At 44.2% G+C, this 26,996-nt stretch carries 34 protein-coding genes and 1 pseudogene; 26 read left to right on the top strand and 9 right to left on the bottom strand.

Annotated elements, in window-relative coordinates; all coding sequences use genetic code 11:
* The first annotated feature begins 34 nt into the window (after positions 1–34).
* Positions 35–1,234, top strand: a complete 1,200-nt coding sequence (locus VIC_RS05720; RefSeq protein WP_006958422.1) for an aromatic amino acid transport family protein — start codon at positions 35–37, stop codon at positions 1,232–1,234.
* A gap of 27 nt (positions 1,235–1,261) precedes the next feature.
* Positions 1,262–2,896, top strand: coding sequence for an MFS transporter (locus VIC_RS05715; protein ID WP_006958420.1), 1,635 nt, complete (start codon positions 1,262–1,264; stop codon positions 2,894–2,896).
* On the opposite strand, the pseudogene VIC_RS26125 reads toward VIC_RS05715, so the two are convergent.
* The 3 genes and pseudogenes from VIC_RS26125 to VIC_RS05705 form a co-directional block, all read right to left on the bottom strand.
* Positions 2,884–3,042: pseudogene (locus VIC_RS26125) on the bottom strand (ParB family protein); the annotation flags it as partial. The gene VIC_RS05715 and the pseudogene VIC_RS26125 overlap by 13 nt on opposite strands.
* 281 nt (positions 3,043–3,323) lie before the next feature.
* Complete coding sequence (locus tag VIC_RS05710) at positions 3,324–3,689, bottom strand: hypothetical protein (RefSeq protein ID WP_006958416.1); 366 nt, start codon at positions 3,687–3,689, stop codon at positions 3,324–3,326.
* Between the two features lie 33 nt (positions 3,690–3,722).
* A complete protein-coding gene (locus VIC_RS05705; RefSeq protein ID WP_006958414.1) occupies positions 3,723–4,217 on the bottom strand; it encodes a hypothetical protein in 495 nt (164 codons plus the stop codon).
* A 152-nt stretch (positions 4,218–4,369) separates the two neighbouring features.
* On the opposite strand from VIC_RS05705, the gene VIC_RS05700 reads away from it, so the two are divergent.
* The 4 genes from VIC_RS05700 (at position 4,370) to sctJ (ending at position 6,132) form a co-directional block, all read left to right on the top strand.
* Positions 4,370–4,711 carry a hypothetical protein gene (locus VIC_RS05700; RefSeq protein ID WP_006958412.1) on the top strand — a complete coding sequence of 114 codons (342 nt, stop codon included), beginning with the start codon at positions 4,370–4,372 and terminating at the stop codon, positions 4,709–4,711.
* A 61-nt stretch (positions 4,712–4,772) separates the two neighbouring features.
* Positions 4,773–4,994: a hypothetical protein gene (locus VIC_RS05695; RefSeq protein ID WP_039951330.1), complete on the top strand. Its 222-nt coding sequence runs from the start codon at positions 4,773–4,775 to the stop codon at positions 4,992–4,994.
* A gap of 9 nt (positions 4,995–5,003) precedes the next feature.
* Complete coding sequence (locus VIC_RS05690; RefSeq protein ID WP_006958410.1) at positions 5,004–5,351, top strand: EscI/YscI/HrpB family type III secretion system inner rod protein; 348 nt, start codon at positions 5,004–5,006, stop codon at positions 5,349–5,351.
* 16 nt (positions 5,352–5,367) lie between these two features.
* Positions 5,368–6,132, top strand: coding sequence for a type III secretion system inner membrane ring lipoprotein SctJ (gene sctJ / locus VIC_RS05685; RefSeq protein WP_157622126.1), 765 nt, complete (start codon positions 5,368–5,370; stop codon positions 6,130–6,132).
* A gap of 19 nt (positions 6,133–6,151) precedes the next feature.
* Here sctJ and VIC_RS27240 read toward each other — a convergent pair whose 3' ends face one another.
* Positions 6,152–6,580 (bottom strand): A24 family peptidase, encoded by a 429-nt coding sequence (locus VIC_RS27240; protein ID WP_050778594.1) that lies wholly within the window; start codon positions 6,578–6,580, stop codon positions 6,152–6,154.
* A 232-nt stretch (positions 6,581–6,812) separates the two neighbouring features.
* On the opposite strand from VIC_RS27240, the gene VIC_RS05675 reads away from it, so the two are divergent.
* The 14 genes from VIC_RS05675 to VIC_RS05610 all read left to right on the top strand — a co-directional run bounded on the left by VIC_RS05675 (position 6,813) and on the right by VIC_RS05610 (position 16,810).
* A complete protein-coding gene (locus VIC_RS05675; protein WP_157622083.1) occupies positions 6,813–7,763 on the top strand; it encodes a sigma 54-interacting transcriptional regulator in 951 nt (316 codons plus the stop codon).
* A 107-nt stretch (positions 7,764–7,870) separates the two neighbouring features.
* Positions 7,871–8,098 (top strand): type III secretion system major pilin HrpA, encoded by a 228-nt coding sequence (locus VIC_RS05670; protein ID WP_006958404.1) that lies wholly within the window; start codon positions 7,871–7,873, stop codon positions 8,096–8,098.
* A 53-nt stretch (positions 8,099–8,151) separates the two neighbouring features.
* Complete coding sequence (locus VIC_RS05665) at positions 8,152–9,264, top strand: DUF1521 domain-containing protein (RefSeq protein WP_006958402.1); 1,113 nt, start codon at positions 8,152–8,154, stop codon at positions 9,262–9,264.
* Between the two features lie 75 nt (positions 9,265–9,339).
* Entirely contained in the window at positions 9,340–10,251 is a 912-nt protein-coding gene (locus tag VIC_RS05660) for an FHA domain-containing protein (RefSeq protein WP_006958400.1), read from the top strand.
* A gap of 11 nt (positions 10,252–10,262) precedes the next feature.
* A complete protein-coding gene (locus VIC_RS05655; protein WP_413788330.1) occupies positions 10,263–11,597 on the top strand; it encodes a FliI/YscN family ATPase in 1,335 nt (444 codons plus the stop codon).
* Positions 11,591–12,046 (top strand): hypothetical protein, encoded by a 456-nt coding sequence (locus tag VIC_RS05650; protein WP_006958396.1) that lies wholly within the window; start codon positions 11,591–11,593, stop codon positions 12,044–12,046. Before VIC_RS05655 ends, VIC_RS05650 begins: the two co-directional genes overlap by 7 nt.
* Before the next feature lies 1 nt (position 12,047).
* Positions 12,048–12,473 carry a hypothetical protein gene (locus VIC_RS05645; protein ID WP_039951328.1) on the top strand — a complete coding sequence of 142 codons (426 nt, stop codon included), beginning with the start codon at positions 12,048–12,050 and terminating at the stop codon, positions 12,471–12,473.
* Between the two features lie 2 nt (positions 12,474–12,475).
* Positions 12,476–13,192, top strand: coding sequence for a hypothetical protein (locus VIC_RS05640; protein ID WP_006958395.1), 717 nt, complete (start codon positions 12,476–12,478; stop codon positions 13,190–13,192).
* Positions 13,192–13,512 carry a FliM/FliN family flagellar motor switch protein gene (locus VIC_RS05635; RefSeq protein ID WP_006958394.1) on the top strand — a complete coding sequence of 107 codons (321 nt, stop codon included), beginning with the start codon at positions 13,192–13,194 and terminating at the stop codon, positions 13,510–13,512. Before VIC_RS05640 ends, VIC_RS05635 begins: the two co-directional genes overlap by 1 nt.
* Positions 13,512–14,162, top strand: coding sequence for a type III secretion system export apparatus subunit SctR (sctR, locus tag VIC_RS05630; RefSeq protein WP_006958393.1), 651 nt, complete (start codon positions 13,512–13,514; stop codon positions 14,160–14,162). Before VIC_RS05635 ends, sctR begins: the two co-directional genes overlap by 1 nt.
* A gap of 8 nt (positions 14,163–14,170) precedes the next feature.
* A complete protein-coding gene (sctS, locus tag VIC_RS05625) occupies positions 14,171–14,428 on the top strand; it encodes a type III secretion system export apparatus subunit SctS (protein ID WP_006958392.1) in 258 nt (85 codons plus the stop codon).
* Positions 14,429–14,437: 9 nt separating this feature from the next.
* Entirely contained in the window at positions 14,438–15,211 is a 774-nt protein-coding gene (gene sctT / locus VIC_RS05620) for a type III secretion system export apparatus subunit SctT (protein ID WP_157622081.1), read from the top strand.
* 11 nt (positions 15,212–15,222) lie between these two features.
* On the top strand, positions 15,223–16,281 hold the full coding sequence (gene sctU, locus VIC_RS05615; protein WP_006958390.1) for a type III secretion system export apparatus subunit SctU: 1,059 nt from the start codon (positions 15,223–15,225) through the stop codon (positions 16,279–16,281).
* A 121-nt stretch (positions 16,282–16,402) separates the two neighbouring features.
* Positions 16,403–16,810, top strand: a complete 408-nt coding sequence (locus tag VIC_RS05610; RefSeq protein WP_006958389.1) for a hypothetical protein — start codon at positions 16,403–16,405, stop codon at positions 16,808–16,810.
* A 172-nt stretch (positions 16,811–16,982) separates the two neighbouring features.
* Here the strand turns inward: VIC_RS05610 and VIC_RS05605 are convergent, their stop codons facing one another.
* Entirely contained in the window at positions 16,983–17,519 is a 537-nt protein-coding gene (locus VIC_RS05605) for an RNA polymerase sigma factor (protein ID WP_006958388.1), read from the bottom strand.
* A 233-nt stretch (positions 17,520–17,752) separates the two neighbouring features.
* Between VIC_RS05605 and VIC_RS05600 the strand changes: the two genes are divergently transcribed.
* Positions 17,753–18,850 (top strand): HrpJ domain-containing protein, encoded by a 1,098-nt coding sequence (locus VIC_RS05600; protein ID WP_157622079.1) that lies wholly within the window; start codon positions 17,753–17,755, stop codon positions 18,848–18,850.
* A gap of 2 nt (positions 18,851–18,852) precedes the next feature.
* Positions 18,853–20,991, top strand: coding sequence for a type III secretion system export apparatus subunit SctV (gene sctV / locus VIC_RS05595; protein WP_006958386.1), 2,139 nt, complete (start codon positions 18,853–18,855; stop codon positions 20,989–20,991).
* A 490-nt stretch (positions 20,992–21,481) separates the two neighbouring features.
* Here sctV and VIC_RS05590 read toward each other — a convergent pair whose 3' ends face one another.
* Both VIC_RS05590 and VIC_RS05580 read right to left on the bottom strand, forming a co-directional pair.
* Positions 21,482–22,159: a hypothetical protein gene (locus tag VIC_RS05590; RefSeq protein ID WP_157622077.1), complete on the bottom strand. Its 678-nt coding sequence runs from the start codon at positions 22,157–22,159 to the stop codon at positions 21,482–21,484.
* Between the two features lie 629 nt (positions 22,160–22,788).
* On the bottom strand, positions 22,789–23,268 hold the full coding sequence (locus VIC_RS05580) for a winged helix-turn-helix domain-containing protein (RefSeq protein WP_039951324.1): 480 nt from the start codon (positions 23,266–23,268) through the stop codon (positions 22,789–22,791).
* A gap of 491 nt (positions 23,269–23,759) precedes the next feature.
* Here VIC_RS05580 and VIC_RS05575 point away from each other — a divergent pair, with 491 nt between their 5' ends.
* Positions 23,760–24,503 carry a helix-turn-helix domain-containing protein gene (locus VIC_RS05575; protein WP_006958383.1) on the top strand — a complete coding sequence of 248 codons (744 nt, stop codon included), beginning with the start codon at positions 23,760–23,762 and terminating at the stop codon, positions 24,501–24,503.
* A complete protein-coding gene (locus VIC_RS05570; protein ID WP_050778593.1) occupies positions 24,500–25,039 on the top strand; it encodes an RNA polymerase sigma factor in 540 nt (179 codons plus the stop codon). Before VIC_RS05575 ends, VIC_RS05570 begins: the two co-directional genes overlap by 4 nt.
* A gap of 151 nt (positions 25,040–25,190) precedes the next feature.
* Here VIC_RS05570 and VIC_RS05565 read toward each other — a convergent pair whose 3' ends face one another.
* Complete coding sequence (locus tag VIC_RS05565) at positions 25,191–25,817, bottom strand: HrpE/YscL family type III secretion apparatus protein (RefSeq protein WP_006958382.1); 627 nt, start codon at positions 25,815–25,817, stop codon at positions 25,191–25,193.
* Complete coding sequence (locus VIC_RS05560; protein ID WP_039951322.1) at positions 25,810–26,376, bottom strand: hypothetical protein; 567 nt, start codon at positions 26,374–26,376, stop codon at positions 25,810–25,812. The genes VIC_RS05565 and VIC_RS05560 overlap by 8 nt, the downstream gene beginning before the upstream one ends.
* 138 nt (positions 26,377–26,514) lie before the next feature.
* Here VIC_RS05560 and VIC_RS05555 point away from each other — a divergent pair, with 138 nt between their 5' ends.
* Positions 26,515–26,745, top strand: coding sequence for a hypothetical protein (locus tag VIC_RS05555; protein ID WP_039951320.1), 231 nt, complete (start codon positions 26,515–26,517; stop codon positions 26,743–26,745).
* Between the two features lie 28 nt (positions 26,746–26,773).
* A complete protein-coding gene (locus VIC_RS05550; RefSeq protein WP_006958381.1) occupies positions 26,774–26,983 on the top strand; it encodes a Flp family type IVb pilin in 210 nt (69 codons plus the stop codon).
* The last annotated feature ends 13 nt before the right edge of the window (positions 26,984–26,996 follow it).

The following is a 26,996-nucleotide window of genomic DNA, read 5'->3' as shown; positions in this document are numbered from 1 at the left end:
GCGATACCCTTAACAATACGCAGAGGAACCTAAGATGCGCCGTTCTCATCGTGTCACTCTCGGTACCAATACTCAAAAAGCCGTTTCTGGCGCCGCCGTGGTATTTGGTTCATGCATTGGATTAGGCTTCATTATCTTACCGGTCTTGAGCGTCACCGCTTGGACCTCCGGCGTCATCATCATTTTACTCGTCACCTTAGCCGTAAGTTATACAGCCAGCGTCAAGTACTTGGAAATTTCAAGCTATCACAGGGTTTCCGATGGAATGCGCCAAATCCTAGAAAAAGAAGTCGGCGCCTACGGTCGAAAGTGGGTCGATGCCATCATCATCCTATCTCTGTTTGTCTTGTTGTACGCGTATTTCTCGGTCATCAGTGAGCTGACTGTGTCTTTGTTGCCATTCCACCTTCCTCATGGCGTGGTTACTATTATCATCGGCGTCATCTGTTTTGTGATGATGGCTCTGGGTATCCGATGCATGTCGGCTGTTGTCCTAATCTGCAACGTGCTATTGCTGATCATTTTTGTCAGCCTAATTGTTACCTTATTCCCGCAATTGCACGTCCAGAACCTATTTGCAGAGGATGCGATGGGCATGCTGGACGATCCGAGAGTCGCTCTTCCTTTGTTGCCCATCTTCTTTGCGAATTGTTTTGGTTTCCAACCCATGATGCCCGCACTGAGAGTCCTGCATGACCAAGGGAGAAAGCGGAAAGGGGTAATCGCATCACTACGTCTTGGCGTCATCTTCATTGTGATTGGTTATGCCATATGGCTAGGCATATTTTTGAGTTTGTTTGACCAACAATCGGTGCTCAGTCAGTTGGCCTTGGACGTCAGTTCTTTCGATGTGCTGTATCAAGTCTTCTCTATGAGTGGGTTAACAAAAGCGTTTTTAATCGTTTGGTTGGTTGCTCTCTTAGTTCCTCCCATCTACGGGGTATCCAAAGGCCTCTACGATTACTTATTGTCTGATCAGATAAACGTGAGTGGGCGAGCATTCCTCCAGTCAGGGCTCATTGCCTTCATCCCTCCCATGGTGTTTTCGTACGTTTTCCCCCACGGGTTTCTGGTTGCCATTGGATTTGTTGCTGTCATTTTTGGCGCGATATGGTGTCTCCTCATCCCTTGGCTACATTGGCAACGACGCCGAGTGGGGTGGATATCGAGTGCCCTCATCGCCCTCTATTGGCTGCTAATGACCGTCTGTTTTTTTGTCTATTCCATTTTCTGAAGTCTTACTTTCCCTGGGAGAGCAATCATGGCCATGACTCAATCTCGCGCCGCCATTAATGCGGTTGTCTTTGCCTCAACGGTAGGTTTTATGGGGATCGGTTTGGTCGATCCCATTTTGGTGGCCATCGCAGATGGTCTGAATGCGACGCCCAGTGAAGTCTCACTCTTATTCACGAGCTATTTTTTGATCACTGCGGTGATGATGTTAATCACCGATATCGCCGCCACGCGCATTGGGTTGAAAAACACCATCATGCTTGGGGCTTTCGTCGTGGCACTCTTCGCACTCGGCTCAGGCAACTCAAACACCGTAGGTCAGTTAGTGGGCTACCGAAGCGGATGGGGCTTAGGTAATGCGTTGTTTGTCGCAACAGCGTTGACCTTAATAGTGACATTGTCACAAAAGAAAGGCAAAGAATCGGTTCGTCTTTATGAAGCCGCGTTGGGGGTGGGCATCGCCATCGGCCCGTTGGTCGGTGCATTACTGGGGCAGGGCTCTTGGCGCTATCCCTTCTGGGGGACGGCCCTCCTGATGTTGATAGGTTTTGTCTCCATCGCGTATTTTGTGCCGGCCACGCCCGTGCAGCGCCAACAGCGTCACTCCTTAGCGGCGCCCTTTCAGGCACTGAAGCAGCCCAAACTTCGTCTGATCAGCCTTAGTGCGTTTTTCTACAACTTCGTCTTTTTCGCCATACTCGCGTATTCCCCGTTTGTTCTTCAGTTAGGGGTACTGGAGATCGGGGCGGTCTTTTTTGGATGGGGATTGGCACTGGCCATCACTTCAACGCTCATTACCCCAAGATGGCAAAGCCGACTGCACCCAGTTTCGATTATCATCCGGTGTCAGTGGGTACTCGTGGTTCTGATGCTCATTATGGGTTACTTTGCCGCGCCCGCCCACTTTGACAAAACCCCGCTGGTGATTGCCATCATCGTGTCTGGCGCATTGTTTGGAGTAGTGAATACGCTGTTTACAGAATTAGCCATCGAAACCCACCCAACTTCCACGTCTATCGCCTCTGCCGCGTACAACTTTGTTCGCTGGTTAGGGGGAGCCATTGCCCCGATCTTAATCACACACATCGGCGAACACTATGGCTCGGCCTACAGCTTCTCGTTGGCGGCCGTCTTTGCCTTGATTGCGTGTGCGATCATTTCCAGGGCTAAACTACCCAAGCCACAAATCAGCCATCCTTTGCCGCCCCTAAGAGCGACAGTTGCAGCGCCTCGCCGTCCGGTAATGATTTTGATGGATGGCAGTCCGTCTGACACACTGGCTGTGGATTATGCGCATCAATTTCTTCAGCCCCAGAATCATCGACTGCTATTGGTGACTGTGAATGTTGTCGAAGGGGTAGAAGGGGAGGGGGTAAGAGAAACGCCCGTTCAGGAGATGGGGCAGCTCAAGCACTATCTTCAAAAGCTGAGTGAACGCGGATTTGATGTCATGAGCGAAGCCATTTCGGATGTGCTGCCCATGCAAGTGGCGAAAACGATTATCCGCCGGGGTGAGGCACTAGATGCGCAGTTGCTCGTAATGGTCAAGCACAGTCATGCTTCCTTCATCCAACGCGCGTTATCATTTTCAGTGACTCAAGAGGTGACCGAGCAGGCTCGCTGCCCGGTATTGGTGATCCCAAAAGGCGATCAGTCTTCGTGATACGCGTCTAGGACCTGGCACACCGCATCATCGAGCGCTTGCTGCACGGATTTGGGTAATCGCCCAAATTCGTAACTGAAGTTACGCCCTTTCACTCGCTTTCGGGCGAACTGCGCACTCGATGAGAACGCTTTTAACTGGGTGACTGACACGCTGGCATCCACCTGCTAAAAGCAGCGAATTGAGATCCGTCAGCGACGCTTCGATTAATTGCCATTCAACACTTTGTCCGCCCGACTCAACACTAAAGTGGGTGCCAATCCCGACGTAAGTAACGTTGGCCTAGAAATACATCAACATACGAGGCCTGAATTTTCACAATCCTCATACATCTTCGCCACTATAGTCTTTGCTAAGTTTCCCTCTTCGCAGACATCCAGTACAGTTGAAAGGATGTCTGCGAATCACACTACCTAGGCATTCTCAGTTAGAAATTGATACCCTTAGCGATTTGAGTCCCTGCATTGTTGAGCTTGTTTCCTGTATCTTGAACACCGTTGAGGATCGCCGCTATGGTATCTGTCGTGTGTTTATTCCTGTCCTGTATGCTCTTTACAATAAAATCGTCAGTCTCTTGCCGTGCCGTAGCCAATGCGTGACTCAGCTTCTCGCCCTGAAACGCACTCATTTGGTGTTCGTAACTATCGATGTCTATAGACGAATTAACATCTTTTGACTGCTCCTTTTCTTTTTTTTCATTTTTTCCATCGGCACTATCGTTGCTCTTTGGAACATCAAATCGATGGTTAAAGTCGCTAGGTAAATTGGTGGTGTTTGGGTTAGTAACTTGCATAATATGTTTTCCTCAAAATAGGGTTAATGTTGTTTAAAAGTGAATGGGGGAGTGCATATAGCCGCCATAGTGCTTGACGACATCACCTGTGCCTGTGTGGACAGCGTTTTCGGTGCTGTAAGAATCATTCAGAGTTTGAGAGAGTGCTTTGAGTTCTTCCTTATAACCATCTAGGCGCTCTTGAATTACCTGAATATTTTGCTGTTGTGCGTCCATTTCAGAGGCTTTGATATCGCTACTGTAGGGTCGAAATGCCTTTGTGATAGACCCTACAAAGCCTTCACCAGTCGCTAACTCCTCATTCGTAGCTAATCCATACCCGCTTGAATCGTTCTTCCAACTAGTAAAGGCCTGTGTGTGGTCAGTGAGCAATTTTGTGTCTTTCTTGATCAAATCATTTAGCTCCCCCTGTCGTTTGTGCAATTCTGCTTGGTTGTCGTTGATGGCATCGACTTGATTGCTCAGTGTGCCCCACAATGTCGTTGTTTCGGAAGGATGGATACCATTGTTCATGTCTTTGTGCCCCATTGTTCATGTCTTTCCATAGAATCTGTCGCTAGTAGGGACATATGGTTCCCAAATCACGAAAAATTGTTCTTGCGCGGAGAGTCATAAATGTTTGGAACTATCTTGAACAAAGCCCCACTCACTCTATACACATAATGCAGAGGTAGAGAATAATGCATATACAGAATAACCACTTGCTAACCAATATCTTTGACAAATCTTTTCAGTCGGGTACCACGGGTATCAAAAGCACATCGGGTATGCATAAAGCGGCGATGGCCGCTGACATGGTCGAAGCGGCAGAAGATTTATCTTCGGGAGACACAAAGTCTGCGGCGACCAAAACGGGCTCTGTGATCGGCACAGCGGGAGGTATCGCTTTGGGATCAGCGATTGGTTCGTTTCTGTTCCCTGGTGCAGGTACAGCAATGGGTGGCTTTATCGGCGGTTTACTCGGAGACCTTTCTGGTAAAGCGATTGCTAACACTATATACGACCATACGGCATCCGCTTAACCTAAGAACTCACTTAGCTTATCAGTGTTTAGATGAGATAAACTCTAGGAGAAATTAAAAAATGACATTACAGCTCAATCGGCTGCAGGAGATGCCATATGCACGAGTGTATGGGGCATCGCCGGATATAAAAGCGATGCAGGAGAATTTTGAAACCTTAATGGGGTTTAATCAAAAGAAAATATTAGTGGACACAAAGGTAGCAATGCTAGACAGCGCTAGCGATTCGCTCTCGAAAGCGTTAAACGCCAATATAAAGCAATCTGATAATATCAGTTTTTAGGGTGGAACGATGAAAATTCAACCTACAGAGCAGTGGTCGACCAATGCAGTTTCACATACAGATGAGCCAAATTCAACGGATGTCGACTGGTTTTCTGCACGAATTGAGCATGGGAATACTGAGTTGTTGCCTAATGCAACTGCCCTAGAAACGACGATGGTGCGCGAAGTTCTGGCGGCAGGGCGAAATCGACAGCGTTTCGACGATTCCATTCAAAAGGTCGTGAACACTAGAGATCCACTGGACTTATTGAATGTTTCTAGGTCGATGTCCGAATTTTACACACACACCATGTTAGCAACGAAAATCATCGCAAAAGGTGTACAGAGTGTTGAAAAGCTTACGAGCCTTCAGTGAGCTCACTCGCGTGTTTATGGGGATCTTACTAGTTTTGCTTACTGGCTGCAGTGAGCAAGTTGAGTTGAACTCCGGCCTTTTGGAGAGAGATGCTAACGCAGTATTGAGTGCGCTCTCTGATAAAAACATTTCAGCTGAGAAACGGATGGACAAAAATGGCGTGACTATATTGGTGAATTCAAATCAGATGGGGAAGGCATTGAGGGTCCTGAGTATTGCTGGACTGCCAAAAGCCCCGCATGATTCACTCGGCTCAATGTTTCCAAACGACGGAGTTATTTCAACACCATTGGAAGAGCAAGCTCGATACATCCACGCGTTATCACAGGAGTTAGAATACACGTTATCCGAGATAGATGGTGTGGTATTAGCACGTGTTCATGTTGTTTTACCAGAAAAAATTGCGCCGGGCGAACCGATTTCACCAGCGTCTGCATCAGTGTTTATCAAACATCAAACAACGCTAGACCCGGACGTTATCAAAAATCGTATTCAACGTCTTGTGGCAGGGAGTATCCCTGGCTTAATTGATAACAAAAACAAGCTGTCCGTCGTTTTTGTCCCTGTCCAGAAAACAGAACCCCCTGTTGAAATGCAAAAGTTTGGACCGTTTTGGTTATCACCTCAAAACTATTATTTGAGGGATGTTGTGACCGTTACGCTGATTTTTATCATATTGCTTACAGTCTCAGCCTTGCTTTTTGTAATGTACCAGAAAGGGGTATTTACGCCCAAAAAGCTGAACCTTAGAGAATTTAAGTTTCCAGTGAAAAAGAAGTAGTATCTGAAGGGAGATATGCCTAGTGCGTCAGTTGTGTCAATGAATAAAAGATAAAGCCACTGAGACTAATGGGAAGAGTAAAAGGCAATCCGCGATTCCTTTTCGATCCAGGATGAAACCACATATACAGAGCTTGTATACCACCTAAGAGTCCAATAACGATTAAGTAAAGCAGAACGAATTCAGGTTTGATACCTAAGGCCAAGGCTGTGATCAGTTTGACGTCGCCCGCCCCCATGACTTGAATAGCCCAAAGAGAAAAGAAGGTCATAAATATTACTACAGTCAATATGATCTGGTTGGTGAGCTCGTCTGAGGAATTTAAGCTAATTATTGAAAAAATAAATACTAGAACAATATAATTGTTTCGAGCTTTCCTTTTTTTAAAATCTTCTTTCACTATCAATATTAGACATAATGATAGTGGTATGGACCACCATAATTCCATTTTTATAACTAGGTTGTTTTTGTATCATTATACCTAAGGCTTTTTTTTTGTAAATATGAATTTTTAAGTGTTTTAAGATATATAAATTGGAACTTTTTTATTGGTGAGTAACTTATATTTTAAGTACTAAAATATAAGTTACCTTTACTCTTATATATCCTCATTTATTGGGAAATAGATCGGCTGTGAGAGTGCTGGGTGGGGAGGCACCATGCTGGGAGAGGATCGACCGATGATTGGCATACCAATTAACAGTAATCACGACTCAGCTGAACCTAACCTCGATAAGTTATCCATAGGTCCAAACTTTGAGTCGGAGCGGGCAGTAAATTATCTCTCAAAGCTGCCGATTGACATCGTATTGGAAGGTGAAACTGGGACCGGAAAAGACACGCTGGCCATGCTTATTCATCGCAAGTCGGGTCGGTCAGGGCGATTCGTCGCTATTCATTGTGCTGCGTTACCTGAAACGATTGCGGAGAGTGAGTTGTTTGGAGTGAATGCCGGGGCGTTTACTGGTGCACGCGTGTCACGATCAGGGTTGATAGAGTCATCGCACAATGGCACGCTCTATCTGGATGAGATTGACAGTATGCCTCTGTCTTTGCAAGTAAAGTTGCTTAGGGTCTTGGAGCAACGAGCAGTCGTGAGGCTGGGATCCACTGTGGAAAAAACACTGAATTTGCGGGTCATAACATCTACGAAAACGCCTTTAAGCCAGCTTGTGGGGCAAGGAACGTTTCGTCAGGACTTGTTTTATCGGTTGAGCACGGTGGAACTGCACGTTACTCCGCTCCGAGAGCATCGTTCGTGCATTCTACCGATGTTTTCCAAATTTATGACCCAATTTTCTCAAAAAATATCCTCTGATGTTCCCGAAATCTCGGGGGCTCTGCGCTGCCAATTGCTGCACTATTCTTGGCCGGGAAATGTTCGAGAGCTCCGGTTCTGTGCAGAGCGTATTGTAATTGGCCTACCGATTTTCACTCAGCGAAGAAAGCAAGGACTTCGAACATTAAAACAACAAATGATTGAACATGAAAAAAACATTATTCAGGAGTCAGTGGATTTCAATCAAGGAGAAATAGATATTGTTGCTAGGGATTTAGGGCTACCCAAAAGAACACTATATTACAAAATCAGCAAGCTTAATATTTCCCCTAAACAATGTTCTCAAAAATAAAATGTAGATGACTAATTACTTTGGAACCAATTTTTTCTATTTACGACTTAATTATTGGATGCAAAGTCGAGCATCTAAATAATTTGTTTTCAGTTAGGAGAATATTTATGAATGGTATGAATGGCGTTGGTGGTGGCAGTCAATCAGTACAAGCAAGTTATGCCGCGATGCAAAAAATGGATCAGACCATGGCGCAGACGACGGCAATCAAAGCGGAAGCCGACTCTACGAAATTGATCAACGATACGATGAACTCAATTATGGATGGTGCAATGGATTCGGCGACGAAATCCGGAAATGCAGCTACAAAGGCTGCAAAATCCATTCAGTATTAATTATGGCAGGGGGAATGCTCCCCCTGTCAGCTTTTATCTATAAAGGAGCGGCGATGATTATGGCAGAAATCAACTCATTTCAGATCAGCTGGTCGGTTAACACACAATCGCATCAACATCAGTCAAACAATACAGAAATGCACAGAAATCAAGTGAGTCGGGGTGGTCCTAATACTCAGACAAATAGCTCAAATGATACAACCAGCAGCAATGGGAGTAGTTGGGGAGGACCTGTTGAGCCAGATGATGGGTCCTCTTATGACCTGAAGTCTTATGAGCCTAGCTCCGGAAAGGCGACCTTAGAAAACGATCGCTACACCATTAATATAGACGAGTCTTCCTCTGAAATTGAAGTGATCGACAAGCAGAATCCAGAAGATTCGTTTCGTATTTACGGTGATCCGCACTTTGATATAGGAAATGATGGAGATACAGATTTCGATTTCAAAAAAGACATGTCGATTGAGCTAGATGATGGTACGAAGCTTCATATTCATACAACACCGACCAGTAATGGTGAAACGTTAGCTACATCGCTCGCAATTGAGGAACCAGATGGCAGCGGTTGGTACATTGAAGGGATAGATAGCGATCAAAAAGGCGATCTCGAAGTGAAGGAGTACAATAATATTAATTATTCCGGTGGAACAGTCAATGATGACGCAGCCTTAGAGCTCCAGGTACGAGATGGTAACTATTTCTTGAATTCCGATAATGGCTGGGAGACGCTTGAGGAAGACAAGAAAGCATCGAATGATGCCATTGTGAATGATATAGAAACAGCTATCAAAAACCAACCGTGGGGAATCTCGAATCAGGAAGACTTTCTCAACGATATGTATGCCAATAATCCCAACAGCCGAACTTTCGAAGACTACTTGAGTAGTGTGAAAGAGATGTTTGAGCAAATGGGAATAACATCAAATAACGTAAACGCGACGGAGCCGGATGAAAAGAGCGACAGAGAGAAAGTCCTTGACGCGCTATCTTTGCTTTCCCAGCTCTACAATACGCTGAACAATATGAATGATCGGATTAACAATCCGAACCAAACGAATCTAGGTGACTCAATCAAAAATGTCCATTCGTTCAACAATGATCAGCTATTTGGTCAAGGCCAAAACAATAACAGAGGCGTTGTTGTTATCACGATTAGGGCAGCATAAAAAATTCTATGGCATCTAGGGAACTAACTGCTCCGGCATACCACTTAATGGTCGTAACTTTAGTATGAGATCCCAATGCTTGAAATCAGAGTACTTACAGGGTTGTATCAAGGAGCAGTTTTCCCCCTTCTCGACGAAACGCTGGTGATAGGAGCGAGTGACGACTGTGACCTTACTGTATCAGATACTGGTGTATGCGACTTTCACCTGACACTGTTATTTAATGGTGCTGAGTGTATTGTCGACAAAAAAGAAGGGGATGTATTGGGTTTAGCAAATGAGCGACTAGCGGTTGGTCATTCGCTGTTACTTAAATCTCCTTTTCGTATTGGCTCAGTCTGGCTGATATATACTGACTCGAACGACGAATGGCTCGAGAATCCCTTTGAAGACGTTAAAGGTCGGGATGATCAGGCAGAGGCTCATCCGTCATCAGATGATAGTGAAAACTCCCAACGTGACTTCAGTATTCTGTCCCACTGGAAAGTGGGGGCTGCCATAGTGATTTCGTTGCCAGCGGTGCTATTTTTGCTGGTCGCATTTACAACGGATAATTCTAGTCCGAGTGTTTTGGAGCTTCAACCTCCCACCCCGACCCTGAACGTTGAAGATTCGCTGGCTAAACTAACCAGCATGCTTGACGAACGTGGATTGAACTTAGCTGTAGATACTCAGATCGTTGATGAGAAAAAGATAATCATGAGCGGGGAGTTGACGACGCATCAGTATGGTGTTTTTAAACGTATGTTGAGGCGTTTTCAGCACGATTATACCAGTTTGGTGTCCGTCATTGATGATACGCAACTGCTATCGACAACCCTACCTTTTGGTATCGTGACCGTAGTGGGAGGCCCGCATTCTCATGTTGTTACTGATGGCGGTGATTTCTTGTTCATCGGTGACGAAAAAGAGGGGTTTCGGTTGTCTGAAATTCGTCACGATACCGTGTTTTTTGTTGGTCCTTCAGAGGTTACGCTTCCATGGTAATAGACACCATCTTGACGGAATATCATAACCAGACAGATCGGATTTTGGCTGAGATGAAACAGGCTGCTTTGATCCGAGTTGAAGGTCAAGTAACCAGCATTCAAGGCACATTGATCGTCAGTCGATTTCCTGCACCCCGTATAGGTGACCTGTGCGAAGTGTGGCCGAATAAGTCAGCGACACTGCTCGCGGAGGTAGTGGCCTTTGATGATGAAAAGGTATGGTTATCTGCATTGAATCCTCTTGATGGTGTGGAAGCGGGGGCAAAACTAGTCCCTCTATATCTACCCCATAGAGTTCGAGTAGGAGATTTTGCATTAGGTCGTGTCTTGGATGGTTTTGGTCGAGATATGAAAGGCGAAGGCGGGGTGTTTTCTTTGCTAGATGTGACCCAATCCGGCTCGGCCAAGGTGCTTATTGATGATATTGATCCAACCGATAAGCCGAGGATATCTCATCCGATGCCTACTGGTGTCAGGGCGATCGATGCCTTGCTAACCCTAGGAGAGGGACAACGCGTCGGACTTTTTGCGGGGGCAGGGTGTGGGAAAACAACCCTCATAGCAGAAATTGCCCGAGGCATGCCCTGCGATGTGATTGTGTTTGGGCTGATAGGTGAACGAGGACGTGAGCTTAACGAATTCATCGAATATGAGTTGGATGAGGAGCTACAGGCCCGCACGGTCCTGGTTTGCGCTACTTCCGATAGAAGCAGTACAGAACGAGCTCGAGCGGCATTCACGGCAACGGCTATTGCCGAGGCGTTTCGTGATCAAGGGAAAAAAGTTCTTTTGATGATCGATTCATTGACGCGTTTTGCACGTGCACAACGGGAAATTGGCTTGGCAGCGGGCGAACCGCCAGGAAGAGGAGGTTTTCCCCCTTCAGTTGCGGCGTTAATGCCTAGGTTGCTTGAGCGCGCAGGTCCCTCATCAAAGGGGTCGATCACAGCTATCTACACAGTGTTAATTGAGCAGGACTCAATGGCAGACCCCGTGGCGGACGAAGCCCGATCGTTGCTTGATGGTCACATTATTCTTTCACGTAAGTTGGCCGATAGAGGACATTATCCAGCCATTGATGTTCTCCCAAGTTTAAGCCGAACCATGTCAAACGTGACAACGCAAGAGCATCAAATAGCAGCGCGCCGCTTTCGTGAACTCCTGGCGGCTTACCGAGACGTTGAGTTATTAATAAAACTTGGCGAGTATCAACCTGGAAGCGATCCACTTACGGATGTGGCGGTCGACCAACACGCGGCAATGATGACCTTCCTGCAACAGTCTCTGCATGAACCTCAACCCTTTGAAAACTGTCTTGAACAGTTCAAGCAGGTTATATGTTAATCACTCGCCAAACTGGGGCTAGTGAGCCTCCTATAGCTGAGGGGAGTGAATATGATGATGCGTTATGTGACCTATTAGCGGTGAAAGCTATCAAAAAACGTATTTTAGCCTCTCAAGTTTTGGCCTATCGACGCCGATGCACTGCAGCTCAAACTGAGCTCGACTCCCTCTCCATGAAATTTGCACGCAATTGCCGAGCGCGAGCATCTCTTGAAAAAGAGATCCTCTTAGCAGTCGCAGGTCAACGTACAGGGCTGGATGATATTATGCAGGTGAATCGTAAGGTTATGGCTCTCAAAACTCAAAACACCACGGAGCAAATGACGATTCAAGCGAAAGAAAGTGAACTAGACATGCTTTTGTCTGAAAAACGCAGTTTGGAACAAACGTTAAATGACTTAGAGCACCAGGAAGAGAAAATTCAAGCCTTGTTAGGGAAGGAGGCTTAGCATGGCTCGAGTGGCTAAAACATCAATCAGCCGTGTTGTTAGAGAAGATAAACTTCACCGCCTTTCATTTAGGAGTCAATTGCAGCGTCGACTGGCGGGAGTTTGGGCGGTCGCATTGAACCGCCCTCTTTCCAACGATACGTTATGTGAAGAAAGTATCGAAGAAATCGCTAGAGATATTCAGTATGGTCTTGAACAGCTGCCTCAGTACGCTCTGTCTGTGACCATCGTTACACCGAATTTCGGTCTGCTGGAGTTTCGGATCCGGCAACTGTCCGAATGCTGCACGTCCATTCAACTTTCACATGGCCAAGAAGCATCTGCCGCCTTTTTACATCGACATCGCTCGACATTATCTGCCGCATTGTCTCGTCAGATGAAATCTGACGTACAGGTCGATGTCTGTAGTTATTTAATACAGGGATGAATATGTGGACAGTTAAATCACTCACGTACAAGCAGGCAGAGGCGACACAGCTATTGTCAGCGGGTGTTATCCTAAATGAACCTGAGAACATACCTACCGTGATTCTAAAGAATGCAGACCATGCATTTTGCTCTTGTAGCTACGATTGGTATTTCAGTCGTTGGGGGCCTATTGCAATCGAGCATTACTCGATTTTTATGAGCCTAATGAATCCATATCCTGCTGAAGAATGGTCTCAATCAAAGGAGTTCGAAGCTCTTAGTTACGCGGTGCGTAGTCATGTAAGTTTGCAATCATCCTCACCACTCGTGTATGAAGCGTTTCATTGTATGAGGCCTGCGACGACCACACGCCCACCTTGGTTAGATAAAGCGATACCTGTTGTGATACAGCTGGGTTTTGACCGACAAGATTATGAATTCCGAGCACTAGTGACTGAAGAATTCATTCCCCTCTTAAAACGCGCTCGAAGTGGTTCTGTCGATCTTTCGAACTCTGCAATCATACAAGAGTACTCTGCTAGGATCGCGGAACTTGCGCTGTCATCTGACGAAATCTCACAGCTTTCTGTTGGCGATGTATTACTGTTTCATGATGTCCAGTTGAAGGGGGATATTGGAGGCACTGTGCGTTTTGGCAGTTTAAAACTGTCACCCTGTCGAGTTAGTGCGTGCAATGAACAATATCGAATCACAGTGTTGAACCTAAAGGAGGAATAATGGACGGACAGGATGACGTTAAGAGTGAAGACAGCGCCTTGCTACTGGGTGGTTCAGATGAACATTTAAGTTCGGAATCGGATATGCCTAACGATCAGACAGGCCGTATAACAGTAAATTTGGGGTTGGAGATTGGACGTGTTCGCTTGCCACTTTCGGAATGGGCACAGGTGGGACCGGGTAGTGTGTTGATGCTCAGTGGCGTTGGTGTGGGTGAAGCGTACTTAACCGATGCTGAAGGCGTAGTTGCTTATGGAGAGTTGGTCGATGTGGCTGGAGTGATGGGGTTTAAAATCAAGCGTTGGCGAGGTATATCGTAATGTCGTTGGACGGCAACCCTGTAACTTTGGCCCTATTTCTCGGAGCGATGTCTCTAATTCCTCTTATGTTCATCACTACAACGGCATTTTTAAAAATAGCCATGGTGTTGATGATCGTACGAAATGCGTTGGGCGTGCAGCAAGTCCCTCCTTCGATGGCGGTTTACAGTATTGCACTAGCAGCGACTTTCTTCGTGATGGCGCCCGTATTTTCCGAGATCCAAAATTCAGTTAAAGGTACAGAATCCGGCGCTTTAAACGAAGATCAGATTGTGGAGACTATAGATAGAATCAAGACGCCACTAATGGGCTTTATGGCATCAAACGTAGATACGCAAATCAGTGAGCGGCTGAAAAGCACAGCGCGTGAGATGTGGCCAGCACGCATGTCTCAGTCGATGACCAACGAGAGCTTCTTTATTCTTTTGCCTTCCTTTGTTATCTCAGAGCTTCAAGCAGGGTTCAAGATTGGCTTTCTCATATATATTCCGTTTGTGGTGATAGACCTTATTGTATCTAACATCCTATTGGCACTCGGTATGCAAATGGTCGCACCCATTACAGTCACTGTCCCAATTAAAATACTGTTGTTTGTTCTTGTGGACGGTTGGGCAAAACTGTTGGAATCGCTTATCTATACGTACCTGTAGGAAACCTTATGGATATTTTGACCGTTTTTGCTCAATCCTTGTGGTTGGTTGTTGTGCTCTCCTTACCTTGCCTTATCGTCGCCTCTGGGGTTGGTGTATTGGTGTCCCTGATCCAAGCATTGATGCAGCTCCAAGATCAAACTCTGCCATTCGTTATTAAGTTGATCTCAGTGGGGTTGACATTGGTGATGACGGGGCGATGGATGTCTGTTGAAGTGATTGAACTGACCGAGCACATTTTTCGGGCGGTCTCATTGGGATGGTAGAAGATGTCTATGAATGAGATGATGGATGGGCTGCTATGGCTGAAAACCTTGTCGGTCGCATTAGCACGGGTTTTGCCCATCGTAATAATGGTTCCTCTCTTTTCTTCGCGAGAGCTGAAAGGCGTGATACGTTATGGAGTAGCGTTTGCCTTGTGCATGTTTATCGCACCATTAATTTACGGTGATGACGCCTTGCATACGATGGCATCAAATCAGCTGAGTTTTCTGCTGTTGAAAGAGCTGGTGCTGGGTATTGTGATTGGGGCACTCATGGCGATGCCTTTTTGGTTGTTTGACTCGGTAGGCGCTCTCTTTGACAACCAACGAGGGGCATTGATTGGTGGGCAATTTAACCCGTTGCTATCCGGTGTCAGCTCGCCTTTATCACATATGTTGCAGCAATGCGCGATCATCGTGTTGATTGAGGTTGTTGGGGTCAATGTATTGCTCGATACCATCTGGAACAGTTATAGGGCATGGCCTCCTCTTAGATGGACTCCCGCCTTTTCTCCTGACATGAACCAGCAGTGGCTGGCAAATATCAGTATTACGTTCACAAAAATGATTCTATATGCAGCTCCGCTTATTGTGGTGATGTTGTTCATTGAGTTTGCTATGGCCCTTTTGGGTCTTTATTCCCCACAAATGCAAGTATTTGTGTTGTCTATCCCCATAAAGTGCTTGGTGGGCATGGCGATGTTAACCATTTATCTTAGCGTGTTACTTCGCTTCATGGAGCAGGATATGGAATACTTCGGCGACTTATTGCGTTTATTTGTTTAGGCGCGTATCTGATGGCCGAGAAAACCGAAAAACCCACACAAAAAAAAATCCAAGACTCTCGCAAAAGAGGGCAGGTTGCGCAAACTCCTGACATCCCTAAGTTACTCGCTTGTGTGTTGACATTTGAAGTTCTAGTTGCCTGCTCTGAGTGGTTAATGGCCGAACTGAAAACATTAGTGTACATGCCTATTACGCTTTTCAATCAACCGTTTGAACATGGATTTCTATCAGTCCTTGAGGTGGCCAAGCATGTGCTGTTTCTGTTCATTTTAATCGTCATTCCAGTGAGCTTCTTCGCTGCTTTGATTGGCCGCTGGGGACAATTTGGTTTTCTGTTCGCTCCGGAAGCTTTGAAGCTAGATTTCAATAAACTCAACCCTTTTTCCCAGCTAAAGCAGCTGTTTTCAGGGCAAAAACTAACGGAAGTTCTGAATAACATCTTCAAATCAATCCTGATATTTGTAGTGTTCTACATATTGTTAAATGATCTAGCCCATGCCGTATTTAAGCTTCCGAACTTGCCCTTAGACCGGATGTGGCTGGCTGCCATCGACCTATTTATTTACGTGGCTCGGGTCTGTTTACTGTTACTGCTTGCTCCAGCCATATTGGATTTTGCGCTCAAGAAATTTTTTCACTTAAAACAATTAAAAATGGATAAACAGGAGGTTAAGCAAGAATTTAAAGACAGTGAAGGAGATCCTTTTGTTAAATCTCAGCGCCGTCAATTGGGCATGGAATTGGTGGAAGGCTCACCACAAACGACCAATGCATCGATGGATGAGATGGACATGTTAGTGGTGAATCCTACCCACTTTGCGGTTGGGTTGCATTATAACCCAGGTGTCACACCATTACCTGTCGTTGGGGCCAAGGGTAAGGATAGGGAGGCTCTTGAACTTATTCAACAAGCAGATCATTCAGGAGTTCCTGTGATTCGTTACGTTTGGCTTGCTCGCACGCTCTACCAGCAAGAACTAGGCAGTTACATTAATCGAGATACCCTCGACGCCGTCGCGTCACTTTATACTTTGCTCAATGATATGGATTCTTCTACAGAGGATCGATAAGAGTGGTGTGATAGTCAACACGGCTTGACGTGTGACCTTTTCGAAAAGTACTTAAAGAGTTTGGAACCGTATTTCGTTCTGTGACACTAAAGCCTCGGGAAAAACAAAATAGAGAGAAGGTATGACAAAGATTAATCATGTATCACGCTCACCGAATGATATGAACAATGCGCCTCAAACGATGGAGCAAAAGGTGGCTGGGTTGATGTCTGATCAAACCTACACCGATACACAAAAATTGACCATGTTGAGTCGATTATTGTCACACTCTACTACTGTTGAAGAGCGAGGGATCGTTCTCCTGGCTCTGACGCAGTCCATGATGGAAGTGAGTAGAGAAGTAAAACGCGTGAACCGAACGTTTTCTTCAATTAAGCAACTGGTCGATACCCATTCAGAATTGATTCAAGATATGTCAGCGGAAAATTGGGAAGTACTGGGTGGATTTCTGGAAGCATTTCTTCGGTGTTCTAACCTGGCAAAGGCAGACAAATCCTTCAACGATAAGTCTCGCTCTTTTAAGAGTTGATAAAGTCGTTGCCTAACATTGATCTTATCTTGGGAATAGCACTGAGGAGATTATCCCTTCCTTATATAAAAGAGGATTTCGCTGTTTTAAAGACCTGACTCTGAAGCTCCCTCCATACCCAACAGAGGTAACCGTTTGTTGCGGATTACCTCAACCTTCGTCGTTGATTTTCTTAGACTTGTTTAAGCCCAATCTTCAACCAACTTCTTGCCCTCGATAATCGTGAACGTACCGTGCCCACGGCGACGTTTAGCTTTAGCGCCGCTTCTTCATAACTGAGACCATCAATGATCACGAGATTGAATACACACCGCATGTCATTAGGCATACCAGCTAACTCATCTGGACACTTATTCAGCAGTCGTTGGGAATGAACTCTCTCATGAACATCAATGACATCAATCGCGAATTGAAGTGGGATCTGATCCAGATCTAGGCTATTTGGCTGCTTGTAAGTAGCCCGGTTGTGATTGCGTACAAGATTAAATGCGATACCAAATAGCCAAGTTTTTAGTTGAGATTGTCCCCGAAATTGGTGCCAGTTTTTGAGTGCCTCCAGATAGGTGAATTGAGCTAGGTCCTCAACGGCGTCTTTATCGTGTAGGTGCTTTCGGATGAAACGTTTTAACTGTTCGTTGTGATGAAGGGCAAGCTGTTCGATTTCGGCTTCGCGTTTGCCAAGGTAGTTTTCTTTTCTCGTGATTTTCATAGCAACTCCTTTAAATGGTGTTGCTGTTAGAGCATGATATGTACCACAAACCTTACTTAAAATAAGTCATTGAAATTAATAACAAATATAACCACATCATTAACGGTATTTTTGCCATTCTTTGCACGGGGCCCATGAAGGCATGCAGGTTCCTACACTAGGGCTAGAATGGAACAGAAATGGGTGGAGAACCACACAGAACAATACAGTCTTTGGGTTACATGAGGACACCAATGAAAATACCAAGCGAGCCGATCACCTCCTATAGAACACTTGATGTTAGTCATTCCACTCTCTCGGATGACAAGTTCAATAAAAACGGCTTAGAAGAAGTGGGCATTACCTTTCGTGGTGATGTGAAAGGAACCAAGAAAAAGAAGAAAGCACCAAAACGTGGGATGTCACTCTCTGTTCAAGATGTACTCTTCCATGTCCAGAAGAAAGAGCAGGCGGCTTTAATTACTCAGCATTACTCGGCATTGGGCAAGCGAGAGGGGAAGACTCTTACACAACATGCCTCTAGATTGCGACACCATCTCACAAAAGGTGGTACCGTCGAAGAGTTCTTGAAAGATCATGAACCAGTGATGACCTATCTCATCGCGGCCCACGGACTTGTCTTGGGTGACAAGCGCGATCGGCCACTTTTCACTGGGGTGACGGAACTCTTACACCAGCAGCACGAGCAAGAGATTACCTCTGGGCTTAATACCGCGTTTGCATTTGCAGAATTCAGCTCTGACCCAGATATTAAGAAAAAAATTCGTTCGATTTACTTTGACAGTATGATCATGAAATCGTCATTGCATGAGCTCTTTGAACAACTTTTGTCTTTGTCGGAGTTGGGACAACTCAGCTTTGAGCTAGGGATAAAAAGCGTCCAAAGAGGATTGGCGGATGACTTGCACTCCGAGGTTTCCTCCACCAACAAAAGTGTGCTTGGCACCCTGTTGTCACACTTAAAGCAAACGTCCACGATTATGGGGTTGGTGAATAACGTTACGCAGTTTCGAAATCGCCTCTTGGCTGCGGGCGTGGCAGTGCATCCAAAGTCGGTGGATATTTGTAAAGACCTCATTAGAGTTACACTAAATCCGATGTATTCCAGAGACATACATCGGATTGTTGAACGCTCCATTACGATGAAAGAAGGTGGTGTTGCGTTATTTCTAGATGGATATCTGAAGCTTATCAAAGAGCTACCCATTAGCCTTTGGAAAGAGCAGCGCATTAGGGCTACCACATTGATGATGATGACGAGCATGTTAGAGAGCCAGTATGCTGACGAGCTCAAGCTTCCTCACAATGAGGGCCGAGTAAGAAGAATTTAGCCATGACCCACTTTATTTCATTATTGAATAAATTCGCTCATCATGCGATGAAGCAGAACGAGATGGTGATCGCCGTCGTAGTAGTCGCGGTCATTTTTATGTTGATCTTGCCTATGCCCACGCAACTGGTTGACAGCTTGATCGCGGTAAACATTTGTATATCCACATTGCTGATCGTGTTAGTCACGTACATGCCAGGACCTTTGGCCTTTTCAACATTCCCCGGTATGCTTTTGATCACAACGCTTTTTCGGCTAGCGTTATCGATATCGACGACTCGCCTTATTTTACTTGAGCAAGACGCCGGAGACATAGTTGAAACGTTTGGCAATTTTGTTGCAGGAGGCAATCTCGCGGTTGGGCTGGTGATTTTTTTAATCATCACAGTGGCGCAGTTTTTGGTGATTGCGAAGGGCTCTGAGCGTGTGGCTGAAGTCGCGGCACGCTTTACTTTAGACGCAATGCCGGGAAAACAAATGTCCATAGACAGTGATTTGAGAGCGGGGCTGATCGATGCTCGTGAAGCACGGCAAATGCGGATGGATTTATCGAAAGAGAGCAGCTTATTTGGAGCACTTGATGGAGCGATGAAGTTTGTCAAAGGAGATGCGATTGCAGGTTTGGTGATCGTAGCAGTCAACCTCATTGGAGGATTGTGTGTCGGCGTTCTTCAATATGACATGTCAGCGGGCGAAGCGATGCAATTGTACTCGATTTTAACCATCGGTGATGGATTAATTGCACAGATCCCAGCGCTCCTCATCTCACTAACAGCAGGTATTATCATCACTCGCGTGTCATCGGGTGGTGGAGAGGCAGGTGAAAACAATATCGGTGTTGAGATGGCCACACAGCTGCTCGATCAGCCAAGAGCGTGGCTTATTGCATCGGTGTGTATGACTGGGTTTGCGTTGGTTCCAGGAATGCCAACACTGACGTTTCTTATGATCGCCTTAGTTACTGGCTGCATCGGGGGATATCGAATATTTACAATCAACTATCAGGCACTCCAAGCTGCTCAATCAATTGAGGGAGACCACGATGGTGATATTGATGGTAAACAGGATCTACGGAGATTTACACCCTCGAAAGCATACTTGATTCAATTACATCGTATTTGGGAAGAAGATCATCTTTCCCTCACGCTGATCGAATCTATTAGGAAACGCCGCAATCATATCGTCCACAGCTATGGTATTACTCTACCGTCGTTAGATATCGAGTACACAGAAAACATTGCTGAAGATGAAATCGTATTTAGCATCTATGAAGTGCCAAGGGTGCGAGCGACGTTGAACCGAGAGCGCGCCGCAATAATGAAAAGTAAGCTGACTATCATGTCAGACGATTTTAGGTTAGGAGAACGAATCAGAGAAGAGGAACACTTGGTATGGGTGACAGCAGAGCAGTGTCAAGACATGGGATTGTCAGAGAGCTCTGTATGGCTATCAACGAGCATGATCGTGAGCCGTTTGGAGCATATTTTTTTCATGACCGGTGCAGAATTTATTGGCCTTCAAGAGACACGGGCTATCATGAGTTTTATTGAGCAGGACCAACCAGAACTGGGGCAAGAGTTGCAAAGAACCATCCCATTGGCTCAATTTGCGGCCATTCTTCGAAAGCTCGCAAGTGAGCGCATGTCACTGAGGTCAATCCGCCAGATCTCGGAAACATTGATTGAGTATGCCCAGTACGAAAAAGACATCGATGTCCTGTCTGATTATGTGAGAGTAGCGTTAAAGGCACAACTGTGTTTTCAGTATGCGCCAGAGGGAGTAATGAAAGCGAGGCTACTCAGTCCCAAACTGGAAGAGATCCTGCGGGACTCTGTACGCCATTCCAACAACAGTAGTTTCTTCGTACTGGCGCCGGAGGTTGCTAATGCCTTGAGAACAGAGCTTAAATGCCTGTATCCAATGCACGCGTCCAATGATGCGGTGTTGTTGGTTGCACAGGATCTGAGACGAATGTTTCGTACCTTAATCGAAGAGCACTTTCACCATGTTCCCGTTCTATCTTTTGCAGAGCTCACACCAGCTACTGAACTGGAGGTAATTGAGTATATAGATATTGAAGTCAACACAAGCATAGAAAATGAAACTCTGAACGAAGAGGGGATAGAAGGCCAGAGTAATTAATCACAATCTAACTCGGATAGGGTGTGCGAATACCTTCGGAACTTCATTGTGCGGACAGCAGAATATCAAAGTAGAGAGGATAGTTAAGGAACGACTATGTCTACAATGTCAATTTCGGCTCAGAAGTCTGAGTTACCTGTAATATCTTTGGAGTCATTAACAGCAATGCAACCAAACCCTATCAGAAGACGCTAACAACCAGAGTGCTCAACTCATTACCCTTCATATAGATATCGTTTCAATAGATGGGGCTAATCAAACCGTCGATGCTATACCACAGTTTCAGCCGCACCTGAAAGTCGGGAGCAAAGCTCTCTAAATCCACAGGGTTGAAAGGAGGAATCACCATCAACAGTCAAGAGTTCGCTGTGCTTTATAATATGTAGTTCAAAATGGTAGAGCGCTAACCACTATTCCTCCTGACCCGTGCCATTTTTTGTCAGGTCCATGTTTAGTGGTGTTGAGCAGAGAGGCGAGAGGCAGAGAGAGGCTATTTAAGGGGAAGACGTACAGCGAGAGGTGTTCCGTATTTTTTGGCTTCCTGTTTGGCTCTTTTTCCGTTAGGAGCACAAATACGAATCCATGTTTTTGGGCGTAATGGCCTTTGGATAAACACTTCAAATGTACATAGGTCGTCGCGCACCATTTCCTCAACACAGTCCGCTATCGACTGTTCGTCGTTGCAGGAACAATAACTCACAACACCTTTTATTTGTATTGCGGTGAGTACATTAATTCCGTCTAATTTGATTCCTTTCGCCCTAAGTAGTGTTTCAATCTTTTTTGTGTCTGGTATGTTTCGGAACCACAAGTGCCGGTTGGGCACAAAGCTGTTGCAGACCTCGTGTGGACTAGCGTGGGATACCATTCGTCTTGCAACCAAAGGCTGACCATATTTCAGCGCTTTCTGTTTGGCAGTATGATGATCATTCGCCATCACATTCACCCATTTCTTAGGGCGATGTGGGCGAGTGATCAACACTTCGTACTTAAACAGATGGCGCTTGATGGTGTTCTCAAAAAAACTGGCAATGACTTCTTCTGACGCCTCTTGGTTACCAAGGAAGCAATGCGCTTGGCCACCAATCTCTAATGCAGGAAGAATCATGGGTTCACTTGGGATATGCCTTTCCTTAAGTAATGCATGGACCTTTTTAATACTTGCCAAAGTGATAACCTACTGCGCTTTTGATCTCGATGATGTTAACTAAGTGTCCAATAAACAAAAAAGTTCCATCGGCGCTAAAAAAGAGGAGCTCATATAGAAGTTAGATTGCCCTCTCGCGCAGGTGATGCACTGAAAGGACAACTGATAGATAGTGGTTAGTGAACAGAGTTAGGGGGATGATAATTGCGATATCGTTTGGCAGGCTTCGCCCCGACATTGCAAGTATGATTCTATATCGCGATGGGCAAACACGGAATAATAATACAGCCGCGTCCCCTTTAATGTCACAGGTACCAATCCTTTCATCCAATAATCACGAATCCATACATGTTTCTCGATATTATGGCGGCCAATCACAGGTCGGAAACTTGTCGTGTATACTAAAACTCTGTGAGGGAAAAATCGGAGTAAAAAGCCTTTCATTCTGAATACCCCCACTAGGTTCTCAGCGCTGTTTTTTACGCGATAAACTAACTCAAAACTACCATTGTTTACGATGACCTCTCCTTGGTATTCATTTTTGGCAATGGTATGGCTATAAACTAAGTGGTCGTTATAAGACACACTGTACAGAATTGGCCATAATAGAAGAATAAATAAAACCGACAAAATAATATTTCTAATGTTTTTCATAGTAAACCTACCATAGAATAAAATTTCAATATTACAATAACTAAAATTAAAGAAATAATGGTAATTAAAATATCTGAAACTTTTGAAAATAAAGACGAAATCTTTTTAAAACCTTGACATCGGTCTATATTGGATCTTATTTCTAATTCTTCTTTAGATATGTCATTTACCACTAAAGCTATTGATTCTGAAAGTAGATAACCTATTCCTCTTATGTAGATAATTTGTATTTTTAATCCAAGTTCATCGTTTAATACTCTCCTAAGCTTGTGAATGGACACTTTTAGTGATGACTCTGTAACAATTTTCTCTGGCCAAGCTAGCGCTGTTAATGTTTCTTTATCAAGACCTGAGGGAAAAGCCAATGTTAAGTTTTTTAAAACCGAGTAATCACTTTCGGCCAACTTAGTCAGACTGTTAGTATTACCTGTGCTTAACCTTCTTGTACTCGTCGAGTATATTAGTTTTTTTACCATATTATTTTATCTATTTCTTATACTATTTTTATAAAAGGATTCTAGTCCAATTGTGGAATACAATGCCCTTTTTATATTTAATTTTATTTACATTTATGATTTTAATGGTTAATAACTTAAAATTATTATAAGAAACTTGTTGTAATGCCTTCCTTATCATACACGAAGAGAAAGATGGTTTTTACGATGAGGTATAGGCTACCTTATTCATTACTTGATGTAGCTATAAATACTAAGTTTTCATGAAGGTGAATTATTCAAAAAAAAACATTTATACCTATCATCAGGCAGTTTATTTCTACTATATATTTTTTACTTTTATTTTTATTTACGATTAGAAATATTATATATATGAAAATTATAACACTGGTTACTAACCATGGTGTTTTTATGATAACTAAATTTATTGAAAATTTATTTATTTTTTAATCGCTTAGTTGATATCATTTTGTTTTGTAACGTGTATTTATTATCGTTTCTTGGAGTGAAATATGAATGGTTTTTCTAATTTTATCTGTCAATATAGAGAAAATAATGAGGTTAGTAGAGAAGAAGTTGTTGATATTATAAAGTCAAAATTCCATAGAATATCTGGTATTGATTCCAAAAGTATATCCATGTGGGAACGAAATACTTCATGTCCATCAATAAAAAAAATGTGTCAAGTTATCAGTGCATTAGAAAAGAACGTCAGTGTAATAGAAATCCTAAAAACATTTACATTACCGAAGAATGCTAGGTTAAGAAACACTCTCGACCGTGTTGTTACTAGAAAGGTAGGCAGCATTCCTTTTAACCATAAAATCGGGCCTGCACATTGGTTTAATGATGAAGGGCAGGGAGGGTATTTAGAAGCGTTTATAGGTATAGATCCATGTCACTCTTCAAAAAAAAAGAAAGCCTTCAAAATAATGAGGCTGTCTGTCAATAATATGGATGCTGGGATTATTATTTACTCGGCAGTCCAAGATGGTATCTACATACATTACATCAATTATATTGATATCAATGCCCTTCGGCATTGTTTGATGAAATTGTGTGACCTCCTTGAATTTTCGAATTGCGACTATTTAATGGCTCACAATCTCGACCAAACCATGATGGATTTTATGATGTTACTCCGAGGGACGATAACACAACGTAAAATTGTTATGGATAAATTTTTCGTGATCTCTCGAGTCGCATTGATCCTCAATGAACTAGATCCTTCTCCACAGCGTAAGGCTTTGTCATGAGCGTACTGACTATCCACGCGAGAAATCAAGCGATCGAGCAATTAGCTCGAGAGCACGATGTAAAGTTGAGACGTTTTGTAATGAAGCATTCCTATAATAAGGAATGCGTGGATGACATAGTCCAGTCTACGTACATCGAAGCCATTAAAAACCTCCACCAGTTTAGAGGGCAGTCATTGTTGAAAACTTGGTTTTTTGGCATCGCATACAACCTTGTTCGAAACCACAATCGCTCGAATTATAAGGAAACAAGCTATGTCACATTAGACGCTAACCTTCAGCTCTCGTTCGATGGTCAGAGGGCTCTCGATGAAACACTTTATTCGCAATTTGTCCTGAAACAGTGCCCAGATAAGATAGCCCAAATGCCAATCAAGATGAGGAAGGTGTTTGAGTTAATTGTTGTGCAGGGAAAGAATTACGAACACACGGCCGAAGAGTTAGAGATCTCGGTAGGAACAGTAAGGTCACGATTATTTCGAGCTCGTCAATGGTTGAGAGATAAGCTTGGCGCAGAGGAACTGATGTTGACATAGTTAGAGTACGGCAGGCTAATTGGTTCAAATACGCTTAGGAGGGAAGTTGAGATGATATTAAGACAAAAATTATGCATGAAGGCCGGTCGTTGGAAGACTGACTTACTATAGTTACCAGAGACCTCAACATGGATGTTGGGGTTTCCAAACATTACTCAACAGGCTTTTGAATGATAGCAGACAAAGTTGATATTGCTTGCTTCCAAGAAACTCTGTAGCGGCCAGAGCGTGATTCAAACACGAGTTCGTCTGTCGAGAGGGTGTCGTCTACCTGAATGCAAGTGGATGAGTAAAGAGGTTTTGTTGAGAGGTACATAGTGACCCTGTCCAAGGCACTCGAATGACAGGTAACATCAAGTATGAGTGTTTGTTTCGTGTGTGTTTCCATCAGATCTAAGATTGCTTTTAGTTTCGTTTCCGTTGGGACCTTCAATGCCAACATCGACAAAGCTTGCTCTAACATAGTCAAGGTTGTCGTTTGCATCAATTGCCACTGCGTGCGTCTATCATTTTCCGCTTCTTCGAATATGAAATCCAATTGATCCATAAAGTCTGACAACGCTCGACTCTTCTCATCTTCGATCAGGGTTTGTGCCTGCACTTTTGCTTGATTGCGGATGCGATCCGCTTCTTGGTGCGCACGCTCAATTTGCTTGCGCAGTGATTGTATTACATTGGCTTGGCTGCGCATTTTATTTTGCTGAGTTGTGGATAGAATACATCCTTCCACTTTAATTTCTGCTGGCAGGGTTAATTGGGGTAGTGAAAGATCAAGCATGCAAGATCACCTTGTTTGTAATAGCTCTGCCTAGGCGCTCTATTTGGCGCTGAACGGATTGTGGCAGTGGTTCGGTGTTATATCTTAGTACCTCGTTTTTCGGAAATAGAAGTTTAAGCCGGCTCCATAGTGCTGGCTCGGAATGAAAAAACCAATGCTGGCAAGTCAGATGAACGATACTCTCTGGGGTGTGGTGACTCGCCATGTGGTAGGTTATATCGCCTGACTGTATTGCCAACGATAGTCCATAGCACCATTTCCTCTGATCATCACTTAAACGTGGATTGTTCCCTCCAAATAAAGTTTGTTTTACTAAGTCGTCATACAAAGTGCGCTGAGCAGAATCGAAAGACAGAAAACGATAAAGCTCAATATCCTTTGCAAAACCCAACTTATCGTTGGTTTCGAAGTATTGATGAAGATCACAACGCATTGCGTTTAGTGAGGGAGTGCCGTTTAACGAAGTCAAAAGCCATTGGGGTAACCAAGAGGGGTGAGCATATCGCCAAGGCGCGCTATGAAAGTCCAGCCAAGTAATGGTCAGTTTATCATCCAACAAGAAATGTATCCTTTAGGAGCAAAAATTATACATGATGAGTGTTATAAATTCAGTATAGTTCCCAAATAAAAATTTTTTAGATTGGGAACTTTTTTTTTAAATAGCCACTTACTAATAGTATTTCTAAGGAGGCCTAATATGTCGATAATTGATCAAATAAATATGAAAAATGCTTTCATTAAAAACAGAAATGACATGTATTCCAATGCATTGAAGCTAGACCATGGAAATATTAATAGTTCAAGTGTAGAAGACTGGCATGCGTTCAATAATAGCTTGAAAAAAATGTCGATATTAAATTGGGCTATGGGTAAGGAAATATCCGTGACTCATTCACTCAATCGCGCTGTCATAAATGAAATTAAATAATACCAATAGAATCAAAAAGAGGCTCACAATGCTTAAGAATTTCTACATCCAGTTTTGTCATATCATGTCCAAGTTTCATAGTGATGAACGAGGTGTCACAGCAGTTGAATACGCCATAATTGCTGTCGCTATTTCTGCTATCGTCCTTGCTATGTTTAACGGTGAATTAAATGATGCACTGCAAACAGCAATGGATACCATTGCTGATAATATTAATGCAGCTAATACGGTGCCATGATAAATTCGCCATT

This window comes from Vibrio coralliilyticus ATCC BAA-450, assembly GCF_000176135.1.
In the GTDB taxonomy this organism is placed as follows: domain Bacteria; phylum Pseudomonadota; class Gammaproteobacteria; order Enterobacterales; family Vibrionaceae; genus Vibrio; species Vibrio coralliilyticus.
Note: the sequence above shows the minus strand (reverse complement) of the source record. Positions and strands in the feature narration are given on the sequence as shown.

Excerpts from the sequence above, each read along its gene's own strand:
- VIC_RS05720 (WP_006958422.1), top strand. The coding sequence starts at position 35 with ATGCGCCGTTCTCATCGTGTCACTCTCGGTACCAATACTCAAAAAGCC.
- VIC_RS05715 (WP_006958420.1), top strand. The coding sequence starts at position 1,262 with ATGGCCATGACTCAATCTCGCGCCGCCATTAATGCGGTTGTCTTTGCC.
- VIC_RS05710 (WP_006958416.1), bottom strand. The coding sequence starts at position 3,689 with ATGCAAGTTACTAACCCAAACACCACCAATTTACCTAGCGACTTTAAC.
- VIC_RS05705 (WP_006958414.1), bottom strand. The coding sequence starts at position 4,217 with ATGGGGCACAAAGACATGAACAATGGTATCCATCCTTCCGAAACAACG.
- VIC_RS05700 (WP_006958412.1), top strand. The coding sequence starts at position 4,370 with ATGCATATACAGAATAACCACTTGCTAACCAATATCTTTGACAAATCT.
- VIC_RS05695 (WP_039951330.1), top strand. The coding sequence starts at position 4,773 with ATGACATTACAGCTCAATCGGCTGCAGGAGATGCCATATGCACGAGTG.
- VIC_RS05690 (WP_006958410.1), top strand. The coding sequence starts at position 5,004 with ATGAAAATTCAACCTACAGAGCAGTGGTCGACCAATGCAGTTTCACAT.
- sctJ (WP_157622126.1), top strand. The coding sequence starts at position 5,368 with ATGGGGATCTTACTAGTTTTGCTTACTGGCTGCAGTGAGCAAGTTGAG.
- VIC_RS27240 (WP_050778594.1), bottom strand. The coding sequence starts at position 6,580 with ATGGAATTATGGTGGTCCATACCACTATCATTATGTCTAATATTGATA.
- VIC_RS05675 (WP_157622083.1), top strand. The coding sequence starts at position 6,813 with ATGATTGGCATACCAATTAACAGTAATCACGACTCAGCTGAACCTAAC.
- VIC_RS05670 (WP_006958404.1), top strand. The coding sequence starts at position 7,871 with ATGAATGGTATGAATGGCGTTGGTGGTGGCAGTCAATCAGTACAAGCA.
- VIC_RS05665 (WP_006958402.1), top strand. The coding sequence starts at position 8,152 with ATGATTATGGCAGAAATCAACTCATTTCAGATCAGCTGGTCGGTTAAC.
- VIC_RS05660 (WP_006958400.1), top strand. The coding sequence starts at position 9,340 with ATGCTTGAAATCAGAGTACTTACAGGGTTGTATCAAGGAGCAGTTTTC.
- VIC_RS05650 (WP_006958396.1), top strand. The coding sequence starts at position 11,591 with ATGTTAATCACTCGCCAAACTGGGGCTAGTGAGCCTCCTATAGCTGAG.
- VIC_RS05645 (WP_039951328.1), top strand. The coding sequence starts at position 12,048 with ATGGCTCGAGTGGCTAAAACATCAATCAGCCGTGTTGTTAGAGAAGAT.
- VIC_RS05640 (WP_006958395.1), top strand. The coding sequence starts at position 12,476 with ATGTGGACAGTTAAATCACTCACGTACAAGCAGGCAGAGGCGACACAG.
- VIC_RS05635 (WP_006958394.1), top strand. The coding sequence starts at position 13,192 with ATGGACGGACAGGATGACGTTAAGAGTGAAGACAGCGCCTTGCTACTG.
- sctR (WP_006958393.1), top strand. The coding sequence starts at position 13,512 with ATGTCGTTGGACGGCAACCCTGTAACTTTGGCCCTATTTCTCGGAGCG.
- sctS (WP_006958392.1), top strand. The coding sequence starts at position 14,171 with ATGGATATTTTGACCGTTTTTGCTCAATCCTTGTGGTTGGTTGTTGTG.
- sctT (WP_157622081.1), top strand. The coding sequence starts at position 14,438 with ATGAATGAGATGATGGATGGGCTGCTATGGCTGAAAACCTTGTCGGTC.
- sctU (WP_006958390.1), top strand. The coding sequence starts at position 15,223 with ATGGCCGAGAAAACCGAAAAACCCACACAAAAAAAAATCCAAGACTCT.
- VIC_RS05610 (WP_006958389.1), top strand. The coding sequence starts at position 16,403 with ATGACAAAGATTAATCATGTATCACGCTCACCGAATGATATGAACAAT.
- VIC_RS05605 (WP_006958388.1), bottom strand. The coding sequence starts at position 17,519 with ATGAAAATCACGAGAAAAGAAAACTACCTTGGCAAACGCGAAGCCGAA.
- VIC_RS05600 (WP_157622079.1), top strand. The coding sequence starts at position 17,753 with ATGAAAATACCAAGCGAGCCGATCACCTCCTATAGAACACTTGATGTT.
- sctV (WP_006958386.1), top strand. The coding sequence starts at position 18,853 with ATGACCCACTTTATTTCATTATTGAATAAATTCGCTCATCATGCGATG.
- VIC_RS05580 (WP_039951324.1), bottom strand. The coding sequence starts at position 23,268 with ATGGTAAAAAAACTAATATACTCGACGAGTACAAGAAGGTTAAGCACA.
- VIC_RS05575 (WP_006958383.1), top strand. The coding sequence starts at position 23,760 with ATGAATGGTTTTTCTAATTTTATCTGTCAATATAGAGAAAATAATGAG.
- VIC_RS05570 (WP_050778593.1), top strand. The coding sequence starts at position 24,500 with ATGAGCGTACTGACTATCCACGCGAGAAATCAAGCGATCGAGCAATTA.
- VIC_RS05565 (WP_006958382.1), bottom strand. The coding sequence starts at position 25,817 with ATGCTTGATCTTTCACTACCCCAATTAACCCTGCCAGCAGAAATTAAA.
- VIC_RS05555 (WP_039951320.1), top strand. The coding sequence starts at position 26,515 with ATGTCGATAATTGATCAAATAAATATGAAAAATGCTTTCATTAAAAAC.
- VIC_RS05550 (WP_006958381.1), top strand. The coding sequence starts at position 26,774 with ATGCTTAAGAATTTCTACATCCAGTTTTGTCATATCATGTCCAAGTTT.